The organism is Aeromonas jandaei, assembly GCF_037890695.1.
Classification (GTDB): Bacteria; Pseudomonadota; Gammaproteobacteria; order Enterobacterales; family Aeromonadaceae; genus Aeromonas; species Aeromonas jandaei.
The window spans coordinates 327,501-343,399 of the sequence record NZ_CP149571.1 but is presented as its reverse complement, the minus strand read 5'-3'; the positions used below and the strand labels follow the sequence as shown (position 1 = coordinate 343,399).

The following is a 15,899-nucleotide window of genomic DNA, read 5'->3' as shown; positions in this document are numbered from 1 at the left end:
GGAGCAAGCGAATGCTTATTTTGACTCGTCGTGTAGGGGAAACCCTGATGATTGGTGATGAAGTGACTGTCACCGTACTGGGCGTTAAAGGTAACCAGGTCCGTATCGGTGTTAACGCGCCGAAAGAGGTCTCCGTACACCGCGAAGAGATCTACCAGCGCATCCAGGCTGAGAAAGTACCGGGTCAATCCGGCTTCTAAGCGGCTTTAATGGCTGTGACAAGGCGACACCTCATGTGTCGCCTTTTGTTTTTTAAGGCCAGGCAAAACCGCACTGCAAGGTGCAAAAGAGCGGGATAAGTGTCGATATTGTTTGAATATTCCACGCTTTGGCCAAATGCTGAGCGAACACGCTTTTTTCTCCAAAAAAGTGTTTGACTAAAAATCCCTGTGAAGTATTATCAGCCCCGCAAACGGAGAGGTGGCCGAGAGGCTGAAGGCGCTCCCCTGCTAAGGGAGTATGCGGCTTATACCCGCATCGGGGGTTCGAATCCCCCCTTCTCCGCCATTTTGCGCCCGTAGCTCAGCTGGATAGAGTACCTGGCTACGAACCAGGTGGTCAGAGGTTCGAATCCTCTCGGGCGCACCATATTCGACTCTTTGGAGTCATGTGTTGACCATCAGCAAGTCAGCACTGAAAAAGGCTTACTGTTGAGTAAGCTTTTTTTATCGTTTGAAAACAGGGCGCCCGTAGCTCAGCTGGATAGAGTACCTGGCTACGAACCAGGTGGTCAGAGGTTCGAATCCTCTCGGGCGCACCATTTCAAACAAATACAATGATTTATGAGCGCCCGTAGCTCAGCTGGATAGAGTACCTGGCTACGAACCAGGTGGTCAGAGGTTCGAATCCTCTCGGGCGCACCATGTTTCAAGCAGTGCAACAATTTATGAGCGCCCGTAGCTCAGCTGGATAGAGTACCTGGCTACGAACCAGGTGGTCAGAGGTTCGAATCCTCTCGGGCGCACCATATCTCAAGCAGTGCTACAAGTTGTGAGCGCCCGTAGCTCAGCTGGATAGAGTACCTGGCTACGAACCAGGTGGTCAGAGGTTCGAATCCTCTCGGGCGCACCATACAGACAGCCTCGACTTCGGTCGGGGCTGTTTTTTTATGGGCGTTTTGCACCGTTTATCCATCTCGCTTGTTCCCGCTAATGGTGCTGCAACGGTCTCTTCCCAGCTTGCCGCAATACCCGTATTCCCTCTTCTTCCTGCCCGTTGCCCCTCATTAACCTACAGCGTCAAAACCTCGCTGTTTGCAGTGGTTTATCTTGCTCGCGTGGATACCTGGTCACTACCGCCAAATGCCTTTAACGCGCTCCTGCGCGGTTTGGCGGCAATAAAAAAGGATGCCGCAGCATCCTTTTTCAGTAGGAGTGATTCACTCAGCTTTTCAGCCATTTGCGAATGCGGTTGGCATCGCCGACCGGGGTGCGTTTGCCCACCGAGTTGAGCAGCACGATGGCCAGCTCGCGGTTGTCCGGCTTGGCCCGCATCACCAGGCAGCGGCCCGCTTCATCGGTAAAGCCGGTCTTGGAGAGGCGCACATCCCAATCCGGGTTTTTCACCAGCGGGTTGGTGTTGTTGAACATCAGGCTGTAGGCCGGGGTGGTGAAACGCATCTCGCGGTTCTCGTCCTGAGTGAACTGGCGGATCAGCGGCTGGCGATAGGCAGCAGCCACCAGCTTGGCCAGATCCTGCGCGGTCGCGACGTTGCGGGTCGAGAGGCCGGTGGAGTCGTAGAAGTGGGTATTGCGCATGCCCAGCTGACGCGCCTTGTTGTTCATGGCGCGCACGAAGGCGCTGCGGCCGCCCGGGTAGTGGCGGCCGAGGGCAGAGGCCATCCGGTTCTCGGAGGACATCAGCGCCAGATGCAGGGCATCGCGGCGGGTCACCTTGGTGCCCATGCGAATGCGTGAATGGGTGTGCTTGACCCGGTCGATGTCATCCTTGTCGACCGTGATGATCTGATCCAGATTCTGCCGGGCTTCCAGCACCACCAGCGCCGTCATCAGCTTGGTGAGGGAGGCGATGGGGCGGGCCTTGTTGGCATTCTTCTGATAAAGGGTCTTGCCCGAGTTGACGTCTACCACCAGTGCGCTTTCCGAGCGTACATCCAGCTTGGCAGGGCTGGGGGCGGCACTCGCCGCAGGCAATCCCAGCATTCCCATCAAGCCGACAACCAGCGCAACTGCGCGAATCCGACACCGCATACTACCGACTCCATTCCCATCGAAAAAAGGCGCTAGATTCACTCATTTTTGACCGGGCTTTACAAGGGGCGATCGAGACTATTTCTGCGCTTTGCGCAAAAGCGGGATCAAAAAAGCCCTCCATGAGAGGGCTCTTCGTGCAGGCATGGTCAGCCGGCGTCAGTTCTGGGTCCGTGTGGCCTTGCGCTTGCTGATCCAGCGCCAGATGAGGGCGATGACGCCACCGACCAGCAGCACCACCGGCAGGTAGATGATGATGCTGAGGAACTGGGACTGATATTCGGCCGCCAGTTTGGTGTGGCTCAGGTAGTAGCCGAAGCCCACCAACGGGCAGATCCACATGATGGAGCTGATCAGATTGACGATGAGAAAGCGCCCCTGCGGCAGTTCGGTGGCGCCGACGATGTAGGGGTAGGCGGTGCGGACAAAGGCGATGTAGCGGGCGGTGATCAGGGTGATGATCCCGTATTTGTCCAGCAGGTAGTAAACCTTTTGCTGGTGCTTCTCTTCCACATGGGAGAGCAGCCGGTGGTAGAGCTGGGTATGGCCGAGGAAGCGCCCCTGCATGTAGCCGAGCCAGGTGCCGACGAAGGTGGCCATGATCAGCAGCGGGATCACCCCGAAGGAGAGCACGTCCTGATAGATGAGGACGCCGGTCAGGATCAACAGGCTGTCGCCGGGCAGGAAAGCGGTGGGGATAAAGCCATTTTCCAATACCAGAAAGGTCAGTAAGACGGCGCAAACCATGAAGGCCATCTTGGGATCGGACAGGGTCACCAGATCCTGATGCATAAAGGCGTGAGCCAGTTGGTAAAACCGCTCCATACTTGCAAACTCCGCAGGTTAGCTGGGTTGATCGGTCAAGGGCATGGCGAGCACCTTGTCGATGCGCAGACCATCCATGTCAACAATTTCCAGTTGCCACTGTTCCAGGGTCACCAGATCGCCGGTGTGTGGAACACGACCAAGGAGCAGCATGATAAGCCCTCCGAGGGTGTGATAGTGATGTTTTTCTTCTTCCGGCAGGCGAACCAGCTCCAGACAGTCCTTCAACTCGGGCAGCGGGATCAGGCCATCGAGCAGCCAGCTGCCGTCAGCGCGCTGGAATGCCCAGTTGTCCTCGCCATCCTCCTGCTGGAAATCCCCGGCCAGCGCCTCCAGCAGATCCTGCTGGGTGACCAGCCCCTGCAGCTCGCCATACTCGTCCACCACCATCACCATCTGTTCGCTGTGGGTGCGGAAGTGATTGAGCAGCTCGACCCCGTTGAGGGTCTCGGGCAGCAGGCTGCAATCCTGAGTCAGGGCCGCCAGATCGATGGGCTCCCCCTTGATGTAGGCGTGCAGCACCTTGCTGACGTTGATGACCCCGACCAGATCCGACAGGCTGCCGTCGCAGACCGGGAAGAAGCTGTGACGATACTCCACCAGCCGTTGCAGGTTGGCCTCCAGCGGCAGCGCCAGATCCAGATAGCGGATATCGCTGCGCGGTACCATCAGGGAGGAGAGGCTGCGCTCGTCTAAACGAAACACGTTGCGCAGCATGGTATGTTCGTGATCCTCGATCACCCCGGCTTCCGACCCCTCTACCAGCATGGCATGGATCTCCTCCTCGGTGACGTTGGCGTTGCCATTCTGGTTGACCCGCAGCAGGCGCAAGGTGGTGTTGGTGGATGCCGAGAGCAGCCAGACGAAGGGGCGGGTCATGATGGCAAGCCACAACATGGGGCGCGCCACCATACAGGCGATGCGCTCGGCGCTGAGCTGGCCAAGCCGCTTGGGCACTAGTTCACCGACCACGATGGAGAGGTAGGTTACTCCCACCACCACGATGACGGTGGCGATAAGTCCGCTGCTCTTGGGGGAGAGTCCCCACTCCTGCAGCCAGAGGGAGAAGGGCTGCGCCAGCAGGGATTCGCCGTAGATACCGTTGAGCAGACCGATGCTGGTAATGCCGATTTGGACGGCAGAGAGAAAATGGGTCGGGTTTTCGCCGAGTTTGAGTGCGATGGCCGCCGAGCGGCTTCCTTCATTGGCCAGCTTGCCAAGGCGCGCCTTGCGGGCGGTGACGATGGCGATTTCCGACATGGCGAAGAGGCCGTTAAGCAAGATCAATCCCAACAGGATCAACAGTTCCATACTGCAGCTGCACTCCTTGAGTAGAAAATATCGCTGGCAGTGTAATGAATTTGGCGGCGATGTGCTTGTGAAAGCGGGTGATCCTGCTCGCTAATTTGATCTCGCAGGGGCAGGGAGTGACGCGCGGGGAGGAGAAAAGGGCGGGAGATCCCGCCCTTGGCATGATTGCAGAGTCCCCTGTCAGAACTGCTGGAAGTAGCGCTGGATCTGCTTGGGATCCTTGGTCTGGGTCAGGGAGAGCATCAGCAGCACCCGCGCCTTCTGCGGGTTGAGGGTCTCGGCGGCGACGAAGCCGTACTTGGCGTCATCAATCTCGGCATCCAGAGTGGTGGAGCCGGTCGGTACGCGGGCGGAGCGCACGACCCGGATGCCGTCCTTGCTCGCCTTGGCCAGGGTGTCGAACAGGGTGTGGTAGAGGTTGCCGTTGCCCACCCCAGCGCTGACGATGCCGTCGAACTTGGCATCCACCATCGCCTTGGCCGGCAGATCGGTGGCGTTGGCGTAGCTGTAGACGATGCCAACCTGCGGCAGCTTGTCGAGCTTGCTCACGTCAAACGGAGTCTTGCTGGTGTGCAGGCGGGCCGGGCTGCGCTGATAGTCGATCTTGCCGTTGTGGATGTAGCCGAGCGGGCCGAAGTTGGGGGAAGCAAAGGTCTGCACGCCGGTGGTGTTGGTCTTGGTGACGTCGCGGGCATCGAGCACGGTGTCGTTCATCGCCACCATGACGCCACGCCCCTTGGAGGCGGGGTCAGAGGCGGTCACCACTGCGTTGTAGAGGTTCATCGGGCCGTCGGCACTCATGGCAGTGGAGGGGCGCATGGCACCGACCAGCACCACCGGCTTGTCGCTCTTGACGGTCAGATTGAGGAAGTAGGCGGTCTCTTCCATGGTGTCGGTGCCGTGGGTGATGACGATGCCATCCACATCATCCTTGGCCAGCAGCTCGTTGACCCGCTTGGCCAGCTTGAGCCACACCTCGTCGTTCATGTCCTGAGAGCCGATCTTCACCACCTGCTCACCCTGCACGTCGGCCACGTTTTTCATCTCGGGCACGGCGGCGATCAGGGTTTCGATGGCCACCTTGCCAGCCTCGTAGTTGGACTGGGTAGCGGACTGGCCTGCCCCGGCGATGGTGCCGCCGGTCGCCAGGATGTGCACGTTGGGCAGCGCCATGGCCATGGGGGAGAGGGTCAAGCCGACGACTGCGGCGAGCAGGGTCTTGCGGATCGGTAGGGTCATGCTGCAAATCCTTATGGTTGGAATAATTGCAGCCAGTTTGCCCAGATAACCATCAATATCTGTGATAAAACTCACCAAAAGACAGGTGAGTACAGATTTTTAACCTGTTTTATACCTCTATGGAGATAATTTAACTCGCAGAGAAACCCTTGGCTTCGATCAGGGCGATCAGCTCGGTCTTGCTCAGCTCGCTCTCGATGACGGCCTTGCTGCTGGCAAAGTCGACGGTTGCGGTGGTGACTGCAGGCTGGGCCAGCAGGGCTTTTTGCAGGCTGGCGGCGCAGCCACCACAGGACATGCCGGAGACGGTGAGTTCGATGGTCATAAATGCTCTCCTCGGTTGATATGGCACAAGGGTAAAGCTGTCGCCTCCGGCAAGGTCAAGCCGTCAGTACATAAGACCCAGATAGTTCATCAGGATTGCTCCCAGCCGGTGTATGGGTGACATGCGAGCCAAGGTTCATAGTGGCGATGAGGTTGGCAGTTTCCTCTGGCAGGGTCAGTACATCAGACCGAGGTAATTCATCAGAGTCGCCCCGAGGCTGGTAGTAATTAGCGACCCCAGGGTGGTGGTGGCGATGATGTTTGCTGCCAGCACGCTGTCGCCCCCCATGGCGCGGGTCATCACATAGCTGGCGGCGGCAGTCGGGGTAGCGCTGATAAGAAACAGGATGCCGAGCTCCAGATGGCTGAAGCCGAGCAGGGCTGCCCCCAGAGTGAACACCGCAGGAATGAGGCAGAGCCGCATCACGCTGGCCCAGCCGGTCAGCGCCGCCCCGCCGCGCAGGGCGCCAAGACTGAGGGAGGCGCCGGTGCAGAGCAGCGCCAGCGGCAACGTCATGTTGGCGAAGTAGCCGCCAGTGGTGAGCAGCAGCTGCGGCATCTTGATGCCGAGCAGGCTGAAGGGCAGGGCCGCCACGATGGCGATGATGAGCGGATTCTTGATGATGCCGAGCAGGATGGGGCGGATGCCGGTGGCGCCGCCGAGGCTGCGGGTGAGGGTGATGACCGCGAGGATGTTGTAGAGCACGGTGACCGCGCCGACGTAGAGCGCTGCAGCCCCCAGCCCCTCGTGGCCATAGGCGTTCTGCACGTAGGCGAGCCCTATGATGGCGCTGTTGCCGCGAAAACTCCCCTGCACGAAGATGCCGCGCAGTCGCTGCTCGCCGATAAAGCGGCCCGCCAGCAGCTCCAGCACCAGATAGCTGGCGACGGTGGCGAGCAGGCCGTAACCGATAAACCAGGGGCTCGGCATGGTGGCGAAGTTGGTGCCAAGAATGCTGAGAAAGAGCAGGGCGGGCAGGGTGACCTGAAACACCAGCCGGGAGGCGGATTCGGTAAAGGGCTCCGGCAGCAGCCCCAGCCGTTTGAGCCAGATGCCGAGCAGCAGGATCACGCAGATGGAACCTGTGATGGAGAGGGAGAAGAGCAGACTGGCCAGCAGATCCATGGTGGGCGTCCTCCTGATGCGCCGTCCGAAGCGGGGCAAAAAGGGCATTCTAACGCCATGGGCTTGTATTCACAGGGGTTAATCACAACAATGTGGGCAATTTCCACCGCCTGCGCCAAGCCCCAGTGAGTCAATCCATGGACAAGAAACTGACCATCCTCGATATCGCCCGCCTCTCGGGGGTCGGCAAGTCGACTGTTTCCCGGGTGCTCAATCAGGATCCCAAAGTGAAGCAGGAGACCCGCGAGCGGGTGGAGCAGATCATCGCCGAGCATGGCTTCGTGCCGAGCAAGTCGGCGCGGGCCATGCGCAGCCAGAGCCAGCAGGTGGTGGGGATCATCGTCTCGCGGCTCGACTCCAGCTCGGAGAATCAGGCAGTGCGCGGCATGCTGGAGACCCTCTACCAGCGCGGCTACGACGCCGTGCTGATGGAGAGCAAGTTCTCCCCCGCCAAGGTACAGGAGCATCTGGCGGTGCTGGAGCGGCGCGGAGTGGATGGCATCATCCTGTTCGCCTTCAACGATCTCGACTATGCCGCCATGGCGCCGCTCAGGGACAAGCTGGTGCTGGTTGCCCGCGAATATCCCGGTTTCTCCTCGGTCTGCTTTGACGATGTCGGGGCGGTGCGTACCATGCTGGGCCAGCTCGCTGCCCGTGGTATCCGCGATATCGCCTATCTGGGGGTGGATACTGCCGACCTCACCACCGGCCAGCGCCGGCTCGACGCCTACCTCGGCTACTGCGCCGAGCAGGGGTTAGCTGCGCGCAGCGCCCTCGGCGATCTTAGCCTGCAGAGCGGCTACCGGTTGGCTGCCGAGCTGCTCACTCCGACTACCGGCGCGCTGGTCTGCGCCAGCGACACCCTCGCCATCGGTGCGGCAAAATACCTGCAAGAACAAGGGCGTAGCGAGGTGCTGGTGACCGGCCTTGGCAACAACCCCATGTTTACCTTCCTCTTCCCCAACGCCCTCACTCTGGATCTCGGTTACAAGGGGGCAGGGGAGCAGGCGGCGCGGCAGCTGCTCGGCCAGATCGAACAGGATCAGCCGCCGCTGGCGACCATAGCCCCCTGCCGTACCCTGTGACCCCCATCACTCCGGACTGAACAAAAAACGCGCTTTTTGTGACGATGACCACGAATTGGGAACGTTCCCATTTTGATCTGGCAAGATTGTTGGCATGCTAAATGGGAACGATACCAAAAACGCTCGAGCCCAAAGAGTGGCTCGCAAGGGCGATGCAGACCACTATTCAATGGCGTCACAGAGGGAAGACCCATGTCCAAGATCAACGCACAGCAGCTTGCCACCCTGATCGACAAGATCGGCGGCAAGGAGAACATCGCCACCGTCAGCCACTGTCTGACCCGGTTGCGCTTCGTCCTGAACGATCCGGCCAAGGCCGACAGCAAGGCCATCGAAACCATCCCGGCGGTGAAGGGAAGCTTCACCCAGGGCGGTCAGTTCCAGGTGGTGATCGGCAACGAGGTGGAGCAGTGGTACAAGGCGCTGACCGAGCAGCTCGGCGTCAGCGGTGGCAGCAAGGAGGCCGCCAAGCAGGCTGCGCGCCAGAACATGAACCCGCTGGAGCGGGGCATCTCCCATCTGGCGGAGATCTTCGTGCCGCTGCTGCCCGCCATCATCACCGGTGGTTTGATCCTGGGCTTTCGCAACGTCATCGGCGACATCAAGATGTTCGACGATGGCACTCACACCCTCACCGAGATCAGCCAGTTCTGGGCTCAGGTGCACGCCTTCCTCTGGCTGCTGGGCGAAGCGATCTTCCACTTCCTGCCGGTCGGCGTCTGCTGGTCTGCGGTGAAGAAGATGGGCGGCTCCGAGATCCTCGGTATCGTGCTCGGTATCACGCTGGTGTCGCCACAGTTGATGAACGCCTACGGCATCGGCCAGCAGACTCCCGAGGTGTGGGACTTCGGTCTGTTCGTGATCCAGAAGGTGGGTTATCAGGCGCAGGTCATTCCGGCGCTGCTGGCGGGTGTCTTCCTCGCCTGGGTAGAGACCAACCTCAAGCGGATCATTCCGGCCTATCTCTATCTGGTGATTGTGCCGTTCGTTTCTCTGCTGCTGGCGGTGATCGTGGCCCACGCCTTTATCGGCCCGTTCGGGCGCTGGATTGGTGAGGGCGTCGGCTTCGCTGCCAAGGCCGCCATGACCGGCTCCTTCGCCCCTATCGGTGCTGCCCTGTTCGGTTTCCTCTACGCGCCGCTGGTCATCACCGGCATCCACCACACCACCAACGCGGTGGATCTGCAACTGATGCAGAGCATGGGCGGCACCCCGATTTGGCCGCTCATCGCCCTCTCCAACATCGCTCAGGCTTCTGCGGTCGTCGGCATCATTCTGATTAGCCGCAAGGAGAACGAGCGGGAGATCTCGGTACCTGCCGCTATCTCCGCCTATCTCGGGGTGACCGAACCGGCGATGTACGGTATCAACCTCAAGTACAAGTTCCCCATGCTGTGCGCCATGGTGGGCTCGAGCCTTGCTGCCCTCATCTGCGGTTTCGCTGGGGTGATGGCGAACGGCATCGGGGTAGGCGGCCTGCCGGGCATCCTCTCCATCCAGCCGCAATACTGGGCGGTTTACTCCCTCGCCATGCTGGTCGCCATCGTGGTGCCGGTGGTGCTGACCCTGCTGGTCTACAAGCGCCAGCAAGCGGCTGGCAAGCTGGCCGAAGCCAGCGCCTGAATCTGATTGTCAGGGCGACCCAACGGGTCGCCCTCTCCCATTTCAATTTGTGACAAGAGAAAGAGCCATGAGCCAAACACCCTGGTGGCAGAGCGCCGTGATTTACCAGATCTATCCCAAGAGCTTTCAGGATTCCGCTGCCCGTGGCACCGGTGATCTCAAGGGGATCATGGCCCGCCTCGATTACCTCAAGACGCTGGGGGTCGATGCCCTCTGGCTGACCCCGGTTTACGTCTCGCCGCAGGTGGACAACGGCTACGACATCGCCGACTACTACTCAATCGACCCCGCCTACGGCACCATGGCTGATTTCGAGGCGCTGCTGGCCGCTGCCCACGCGCGCGACATCCGCATCGTGATGGATATCGTGGTCAACCACACCTCTACCGAGCACGCCTGGTTCAAGTCGGCGCTGGGGGACAAGAACAGCCCCTACCGCGACTACTACATCTGGCGCGATCCGGTGGATGGCGGCGTGCCCAACAACTGGCAATCCAAGTTTGGTGGCAGCGCCTGGGAGCTCGATGAGATCACCGGTCAATACTACCTGCACCTGTTTGCCCGTGAGCAGGCGGATCTCAACTGGGAAAACCCGGCGGTGCGCGCCGAGGTGAAAAACATCATCCACTTCTGGGCCAAAAAGGGGGTGGACGGTTTCCGCCTCGACGTCATCAACCTTATCTCCAAGGATCAGGCGTTCCCGAACGACGAGATTGGCGATGGCCGCCGCTTCTATACCGACGGGCCGCGCATCCACGAATTCCTGCAGGACGTGAGCCGCGACGTGTTTGCGCCGGTGGGGGCCATGACGGTGGGGGAGATGTCCTCTACTTCGCTGGAGCACTGCCAGCGCTATGGTGCCCTCGATGGCTCCGAGCTCTCCATGGTGTTCAACTTCCACCATCTGAAGGTGGATTACCCCAACGGCGACAAGTGGACCAAGGCGCCGTTCGATTTCCTCGAACTCAAGCGCATCTTCAACCACTGGCAGAGCGGCATGCACGGCAAGGGGTGGTCGGCGCTGTTCTGGTGCAACCACGATCAGCCGCGCATCGTCTCCCGTTTCGGTGACGAGGGCGAGCATAGAGTCGTGGCCGCCAAGATGCTGGCCAGTACGCTGCACGGTTTGCAGGGCACCCCCTACATCTATCAGGGGGAGGAGATCGGCATGACCAACCCCGGCTATCAGCGCATCGATGACTATCAGGATGTGGAGAGCCGCAACATCTTCGCCATCAAGCAGGCCGAAGGGATGAGCGAGGCCGAGATCCTCGCCATTCTCGGCGCCAAGTCCCGCGACAACTCGCGCACCCCGATGCAGTGGAGCGCCGCCCCCAATGCCGGTTTCACCCAAGGGACGCCCTGGCTCAAGCCAGCTGCCAACTATTCCGGGATCAACGCCGAGGCGGCGCTGGCCGACCAGCACTCGGTGTTCTGGCACTATCGGGATCTCATCGCCCTGCGCAAGGCGCACCCCATCTTCACCCAGGGGGATTATCAGGAGCTGCTGACCGGGCACCCGCAGATCTGGGCCTATGCCCGCCGCGCCAACGGTCAGACCCTGCTGGTGGTGAGCAACTTCTACGGCGAGCCGGTGGAGTTTGCCTTGCCTGCCGAGCTGCAAAGCGGGCAAGGTCGGCTGCTGCTCGGCAACTACCCGGATAGCCCGGCCCAACCGCAATCGGGTATGCTGCGCCCTTATGAATCCCTGATCTGGCTGATGGAGTAGGTAATGGAGAAGGTGGTACGTGGTGCCGAGTGGCAGAAGATGGTGGCGGGGGAACCTTATGATGCGGGCAATCCCGAGCTGAAAGCGGCGCGCGAGCGCTGCCGCAGGCTCTATCACACCTTCAACACCAGCTGGCAGGAGAAACCGGTGCGGGATGCTTTGCTGCACGAGCTGCTCGGTGGACGTGGCAACGAGTGCGCCATCAATCCGCCATTCTTCTGCGACTATGGCGCCAACATCTTCGTCGGCGAGAACTTCTACGCCAACGTGGGCTGTACCATCCTCGACGTCTGTGAGGTGCACATCGGCGACAACGTGCTGCTGGCGCCCGGGGTGCAGATCTACACCGCCGCTCACCCGGTGGCGGTGGCGCCGCGCATCAGGGGGGTCGAGTTCGGCAAGCCGGTGCGGATCGGCCACAACGTCTGGATCGGCGGCAGCACGGTTATCTGCCCCGGCGTCACCATCGGGGACAACAGCGTCATCGGCGCCGGTTCGGTGGTGACCAAAGATGTGCCCGCCAACGTGGTGGCAGCCGGCAACCCCTGTCGGGTATTGCGGGCGATGACGGCAGAGGAGCTTGCGGGCCTCGAATAGGCATTTTCGAGGGGCTTGGTGGCGCTTTTTATCATTTATTTTTCAAATGATATGGCTTTCATCATTTGCTTATCGAATGGCTGATGACCCCTCAAAACGCCCAGCTGGCGCGGTTTCGGGGCGATTTATCCCTTCCGCAGCGTTCGCACGACCGACATGAAAACGGGCCCCGGTTCGGATTATTGTCCATTGATTGCTCATGTCTGGCTGAGGGCGGCCGATACTCTTTGGTGCAGGAGGTAACCTATGGACATATCCAGCTCTGCAAATGCGTCGTTCGGTTCTGCGTTGATGGCGGCCAGTCTGGCCAAAAAACAGCAGACCCAAGAGGGCGAATCCGCACTGAAATTGCTGCAAACCGCAGCGCAATCCGCTCCGGCTGCGCCGACATCGGCCAGCGCTTCCCTCGGAAGCAATATCGATATCCGCGTCTGAGCGATAAAAAAGCCCCCATCTCTCGATGGGGGCTTTCTTTTTATTGGGCTGTTACCTGGCTGGCTCAGACCGGGAAAGGGGCTGGCGCCTCGAAGGTCATCCGCTCGCCGCTGCGGGGGTGGCTGATGGTCAGGCTGGCCGCATGCAGATAAAGGTGCGGTGCCGCCGCCAGCGCATCCGGGTTGGCGTAGAGGTTATCGCCAAGGATGGGGTGACCCAGCTCCAGCATATGAACCCGCAGCTGATGGGAGCGACCGGTAATCGGGATCAGCTTGATCAGGCTGTTGCCATTCTCCACCTTCAGCTTCTGCCACAGGGTCAGGGCATGACGCCCCTCCTCAAAATCCACCTTCTGCTTCGGCCGGTTGGGCCAGTCGACGCAGAGCGGCAGATCCACTTCGCCCGCATCCAGCTCCGGTTCACCCCACACCCAGGCGAGGTAGTGCTTCTCGGTCTCCCGCTCGCGGAATTGCCGGCTCAGCTCCCGGTGGGAGTTGGGGTTGAGCGGGATCACCAGCACGCCGGTGGTCGCCATGTCGAGGCGATGGGCGGCAGCCGCCTTGGGGTGCTGCTGCTTGACCCGATGGAGCACGCTGTCTTCGTTCTCGGGGCCGCGCCCGGGGACGCTCAGCAGGCCAGTGGGCTTGTTGACCACCATGATGTCCTTGTCCTTGAACAGGATATCGAGCCAGGGTTCCAGGGGCGGTGAGTATACAAACATAGCGTCTCGCATCTTTGGTCAAAGCGGGGGCAAGCCCCCATCAGTTATGGGTTACCACGATAAAAAGTGCATGGCAGCCAACTTGCGTTGGGTTTGGCCATGTCACCGTTTTATCAGTTATGGGTCACCACAATAAAGCGGATGGCATCCAGCTTGAGCTGGGTCTGGTCGATCAGGTGGTGCAATTCTGCCTGCAGATTGCGCAGATATTCCAGCTCGCTGTCGCGCACGTTCGGGTTGACCGCCTTGAGCGCCTCCAGACGATCGAGATCCTGCTGCAGGGTTTGCGCCATCTGGGCGCGGGCCTTGTCGACAATCCCGGCCTTCAGCTCTTCGGCAATCGCCTGACCCTGGCCAATCAGACCGTGAATCACCGGCTGGGACGCAGTCACCAGCTTGCTACCAAGGTGGCGGTTAACCGGCGTCAGCTGGCGGTTGAACGCATCGAACGCCACCTTCTCGCCGAGGTTGTTGCCGTTTTTGTCCATCAGCAGGCGGATCGGTGTCGGCGGCATGAAGCGGTAAAGCTGGGGATGAGCCGCAGACTCGGCGACGAAGATCAGCTCCAGCAGGATGGAACCGACCGGCAGCGCCTTGTTCTTGAGCAGGGCGACCGAGGTGGCACCGATCTCGGAGCCGAGGATCAGGTCGATACCGCCGCGCATCATGGGGTGATCCCAGGAGAGGAACGACATATCGTCCCGCGACAGGGCGGTGGTGCGATCAAAGGTGATGGTCATGCCGTCTTGCGGCAGGCCCGGGAAGCTGGGCACCAGCATGTGATCGCCCGGCATCAGCACCAGCGCGTTCTCGCCGCGATCGTCCTGATTGACGCCGATCTCGTCGAACATCTTGAGGGCGAAGGAGATCATGCCGGTGTCGTCATCTTCGGCGGCCAGCTTCTCGACCAGCTGTTTGGCAGCTTCGCCACCGCTGGAGTGGATCTCCAGCAGACGATCGCGGCCCTGTTCCAGCTTGGCCTTGAGCGGCTCGTGCAGTTCGCGGGTGCGGGTCAGCAGTGCTTCGAGTATCGCCTGATCACCGGTGTTGGCGGCCAGCAGCTCGAACAGCTCGTCACGCACCGCTTCGAATACCGGACGAGCGGTCGGGCAGGTCTGCTCGAACGCGTCCAGACCATCGTGATACCAGAGCTGCAGGGCGCGCTGGGAGGTACCCTCCAGATAGGGAACGTGGATTTCGACGGTGTTCTGCTGACCGATACGATCGAGACGGCCGATCCGCTGCTCCAGCAGATCCGGGTTAAGAGGCAGATCGAACAACACCAGATGGCTGGCAAACTGGAAGTTGCGACCTTCGGAGCCGATCTCGGAGCAGAGCAGCACCTGGGCGCCCCCCTCAGCTTGAGCGAAATAGGCGGACGCCTTGTCCCGCTCGAGGATGGACATCCCCTCGTGGAAGACGGCGGCGCGGATCCCCTCGCGGGTGCGCACGGCCTCTTCCAGCGCGATGGCGGTGGCCGCTTCGGAGCAGATCACCAGCACCTTCTGCTGACGGGCAGAGATCAGCAGCTCCAGCAGCCAGTCAACACGCGGGTCGAACTGGGTCCAGCTGGCGCTGTCGCCTTCAAACTGCTGGAAGATCTTCTCGGGGTAGAGGTAGCGCAGGGCGCGGGTCTGCAGATCGCCGCCATTGCCACCCATCATGCCCATCACCTTGATGGCGGTTTTGTACTGCTCTGGCAGCGGCATGGGGTAGACGTTGAGATGACGCTCGGGGAAGCCCTGAATGTTGGCGCGGCTGTTGCGGAACAGGACGCGACCGGTGCCGTGCTGATCCAGCAGCTTGGCGACCGCCTGTTGACGGGCGGCGGCATCGCCGAGATCCAGACCGGTCAGTTGATCGGCCAGGATGGCTTTGGCGTTGTCGCTCAGGGTCTCGCCATCCAGCAGCTCTTGCGCGGCGCTGGCGACCTGACCATAGGCCTGCTCCTCGGCGAGGAAGGCGTCGTAGTCGTAGAAACGCTCGGGGTCGAGCAGGCGCAGACGGGCAAAGTGGCTCTGGTGGCCCAGCTGATCCGGGGTGGCGGTCAGCAGCAGCACGCCCGGTACCTGTTCGGCCAGCGCTTCCACCATTTCATAGGCGCGGCTCGGCGCCTCTTCGCTCCACTCCAGATGGTGTGCTTCATCGACAACCAGCAGATCCCACTCGGCCTCCAGCACCTGCTCGAAGCGACGACGCTTCTTGCGCAGGAAATCGAGGCTGCAGATCACCAGCTGTTCGGTCTCGAAGGGGTTTTCCGCATCGGCGAATGCCTCGATACAGCGCTCCTCGTCAAACAGGGAGAAGTGCAGGTTGAAACGGCGCAGCATCTCGACCAGCCACTGATGCTGGAGCGTTTCGGGCAGCAGGATCAGCACCCGATGGGCGCGGCCGGAGAGCAGCTGCTGATGAATGATCATGCCCGCTTCGATGGTCTTGCCCAGACCAACCTCATCGGCCAGCAGTACGCGCGGGGCGTAGCGGTGACCCACCTCGTGGGCAATATAGAGTTGGTGCGGGATCAGACTGACCCGGCCACCGGCCAGACCGCGGGTCGGATTGCGACGACGCTTGTGCTGGTTGACCAGCGCCTCGTAGCGCAGGGTAAAGCGGGACATCCGATCGATCTGACCGGCGAACAGGCGATCCTGCGGTTTGTTGAACTTGATAAAGT

At 60.8% G+C, this 15,899-nt stretch carries 14 protein-coding genes and 6 tRNA genes (1 of these 20 only partly in view); 12 read left to right on the top strand and 8 right to left on the bottom strand.

Annotated elements, in window-relative coordinates; translation table 11 throughout:
- Window positions 1-11: 11 nt before the first annotated feature.
- The 7 genes from csrA to WE862_RS01685 all read left to right on the top strand — a co-directional run bounded on the left by csrA (window position 12) and on the right by WE862_RS01685 (window position 1,071).
- Window positions 12-200: a carbon storage regulator CsrA gene (csrA, locus tag WE862_RS01715; RefSeq protein WP_005305164.1), complete on the top strand. Its 189-nt coding sequence runs from the start codon at window positions 12-14 to the stop codon at window positions 198-200.
- Window positions 201-414: 214 nt separating this feature from the next.
- Window positions 415-507 (top strand) — tRNA-Ser (locus WE862_RS01710).
- Window positions 508-511: 4 nt separating this feature from the next.
- Window positions 512-588: transfer RNA gene (locus WE862_RS01705), tRNA-Arg, on the top strand.
- A 95-nt stretch (window positions 589-683) separates the two neighbouring features.
- Window positions 684-760 (top strand) — tRNA-Arg (locus WE862_RS01700).
- Window positions 761-786: 26 nt separating this feature from the next.
- Window positions 787-863, top strand: a tRNA-Arg gene (locus tag WE862_RS01695).
- A gap of 27 nt (window positions 864-890) precedes the next feature.
- Window positions 891-967: transfer RNA gene (locus tag WE862_RS01690), tRNA-Arg, on the top strand.
- Between the two features lie 27 nt (window positions 968-994).
- Window positions 995-1,071 (top strand) — tRNA-Arg (locus tag WE862_RS01685).
- 311 nt (window positions 1,072-1,382) lie between these two features.
- Here the strand turns inward: WE862_RS01685 and pbpG are convergent.
- The 6 genes from pbpG to WE862_RS01655 all read right to left on the bottom strand — a co-directional run bounded on the left by pbpG (window position 1,383) and on the right by WE862_RS01655 (window position 7,035).
- Window positions 1,383-2,210, bottom strand: coding sequence for a D-alanyl-D-alanine endopeptidase (gene pbpG / locus WE862_RS01680; RefSeq protein ID WP_041210894.1), 828 nt, complete (start codon window positions 2,208-2,210; stop codon window positions 1,383-1,385).
- Between the two features lie 159 nt (window positions 2,211-2,369).
- The gene (locus tag WE862_RS01675; RefSeq protein WP_042033274.1) at window positions 2,370-3,035 is read right to left on the bottom strand and encodes a DedA family protein; all 666 of its coding nucleotides are present in this window, start codon (window positions 3,033-3,035) and stop codon (window positions 2,370-2,372) included.
- 18 nt (window positions 3,036-3,053) lie between these two features.
- Window positions 3,054-4,346: a hemolysin family protein gene (locus tag WE862_RS01670; protein ID WP_033115934.1), complete on the bottom strand. Its 1,293-nt coding sequence runs from the start codon at window positions 4,344-4,346 to the stop codon at window positions 3,054-3,056.
- Window positions 4,347-4,526: 180 nt separating this feature from the next.
- A complete protein-coding gene (gene ansB, locus WE862_RS01665) occupies window positions 4,527-5,585 on the bottom strand; it encodes an L-asparaginase 2 (RefSeq protein WP_041210891.1) in 1,059 nt (352 codons plus the stop codon).
- A 130-nt stretch (window positions 5,586-5,715) separates the two neighbouring features.
- Entirely contained in the window at window positions 5,716-5,910 is a 195-nt protein-coding gene (locus WE862_RS01660; protein WP_042033275.1) for a heavy-metal-associated domain-containing protein, read from the bottom strand.
- A 174-nt stretch (window positions 5,911-6,084) separates the two neighbouring features.
- Window positions 6,085-7,035 carry an AEC family transporter gene (locus WE862_RS01655; protein ID WP_339058693.1) on the bottom strand — a complete coding sequence of 317 codons (951 nt, stop codon included), beginning with the start codon at window positions 7,033-7,035 and terminating at the stop codon, window positions 6,085-6,087.
- A gap of 137 nt (window positions 7,036-7,172) precedes the next feature.
- Here WE862_RS01655 and treR point away from each other — a divergent pair, with 137 nt between their 5' ends.
- From treR to WE862_RS01630, 5 genes are all read left to right on the top strand, one after another.
- Complete coding sequence (gene treR, locus WE862_RS01650) at window positions 7,173-8,120, top strand: trehalose operon repressor TreR (RefSeq protein ID WP_042033277.1); 948 nt, start codon at window positions 7,173-7,175, stop codon at window positions 8,118-8,120.
- A 192-nt stretch (window positions 8,121-8,312) separates the two neighbouring features.
- Window positions 8,313-9,743 carry a PTS trehalose transporter subunit IIBC gene (gene treB, locus WE862_RS01645; protein WP_042033278.1) on the top strand — a complete coding sequence of 477 codons (1,431 nt, stop codon included), beginning with the start codon at window positions 8,313-8,315 and terminating at the stop codon, window positions 9,741-9,743.
- Window positions 9,744-9,810: 67 nt separating this feature from the next.
- A complete protein-coding gene (gene treC, locus WE862_RS01640; RefSeq protein ID WP_042033280.1) occupies window positions 9,811-11,472 on the top strand; it encodes an alpha,alpha-phosphotrehalase in 1,662 nt (553 codons plus the stop codon).
- A gap of 3 nt (window positions 11,473-11,475) precedes the next feature.
- The gene (locus WE862_RS01635) at window positions 11,476-12,069 is read left to right on the top strand and encodes a sugar O-acetyltransferase (RefSeq protein WP_042033282.1); all 594 of its coding nucleotides are present in this window, start codon (window positions 11,476-11,478) and stop codon (window positions 12,067-12,069) included.
- A gap of 246 nt (window positions 12,070-12,315) precedes the next feature.
- Complete coding sequence (locus tag WE862_RS01630; RefSeq protein ID WP_019446232.1) at window positions 12,316-12,504, top strand: hypothetical protein; 189 nt, start codon at window positions 12,316-12,318, stop codon at window positions 12,502-12,504.
- Between the two features lie 64 nt (window positions 12,505-12,568).
- Here WE862_RS01630 and rluA read toward each other — a convergent pair whose 3' ends face one another.
- Both rluA and rapA read right to left on the bottom strand, forming a co-directional pair.
- Window positions 12,569-13,225: a bifunctional tRNA pseudouridine(32) synthase/23S rRNA pseudouridine(746) synthase RluA gene (rluA, locus tag WE862_RS01625; protein WP_042033283.1), complete on the bottom strand. Its 657-nt coding sequence runs from the start codon at window positions 13,223-13,225 to the stop codon at window positions 12,569-12,571.
- Between the two features lie 113 nt (window positions 13,226-13,338).
- Window positions 13,339-15,899, bottom strand: partial view of an RNA polymerase-associated protein RapA gene (rapA, locus tag WE862_RS01620; protein ID WP_042033284.1) — the 3' portion only. The gene runs 307 nt beyond the window's last position; only the last 2,561 of its 2,868 coding nucleotides appear in the window; its start codon lies beyond the right edge, outside the window — the gene reads right to left on this strand; the stop codon is at window positions 13,339-13,341.

What these genes read in the sequence shown, in the direction of transcription:
- csrA (WP_005305164.1), top strand. Translation starts at nt 12, where the DNA reads ATGCTTATTTTGACTCGTCGTGTAGGGGAAACCCTGATGATTGGTGAT.
- pbpG (WP_041210894.1), bottom strand. Translation starts at nt 2,210, where the DNA reads ATGCGGTGTCGGATTCGCGCAGTTGCGCTGGTTGTCGGCTTGATGGGA.
- WE862_RS01675 (WP_042033274.1), bottom strand. Translation starts at nt 3,035, where the DNA reads ATGGAGCGGTTTTACCAACTGGCTCACGCCTTTATGCATCAGGATCTG.
- WE862_RS01670 (WP_033115934.1), bottom strand. Translation starts at nt 4,346, where the DNA reads ATGGAACTGTTGATCCTGTTGGGATTGATCTTGCTTAACGGCCTCTTC.
- ansB (WP_041210891.1), bottom strand. Translation starts at nt 5,585, where the DNA reads ATGACCCTACCGATCCGCAAGACCCTGCTCGCCGCAGTCGTCGGCTTG.
- WE862_RS01660 (WP_042033275.1), bottom strand. Translation starts at nt 5,910, where the DNA reads ATGACCATCGAACTCACCGTCTCCGGCATGTCCTGTGGTGGCTGCGCC.
- WE862_RS01655 (WP_339058693.1), bottom strand. Translation starts at nt 7,035, where the DNA reads ATGGATCTGCTGGCCAGTCTGCTCTTCTCCCTCTCCATCACAGGTTCC.
- treR (WP_042033277.1), top strand. Translation starts at nt 7,173, where the DNA reads ATGGACAAGAAACTGACCATCCTCGATATCGCCCGCCTCTCGGGGGTC.
- treB (WP_042033278.1), top strand. Translation starts at nt 8,313, where the DNA reads ATGTCCAAGATCAACGCACAGCAGCTTGCCACCCTGATCGACAAGATC.
- treC (WP_042033280.1), top strand. Translation starts at nt 9,811, where the DNA reads ATGAGCCAAACACCCTGGTGGCAGAGCGCCGTGATTTACCAGATCTAT.
- WE862_RS01635 (WP_042033282.1), top strand. Translation starts at nt 11,476, where the DNA reads ATGGAGAAGGTGGTACGTGGTGCCGAGTGGCAGAAGATGGTGGCGGGG.
- WE862_RS01630 (WP_019446232.1), top strand. Translation starts at nt 12,316, where the DNA reads ATGGACATATCCAGCTCTGCAAATGCGTCGTTCGGTTCTGCGTTGATG.
- rluA (WP_042033283.1), bottom strand. Translation starts at nt 13,225, where the DNA reads ATGTTTGTATACTCACCGCCCCTGGAACCCTGGCTCGATATCCTGTTC.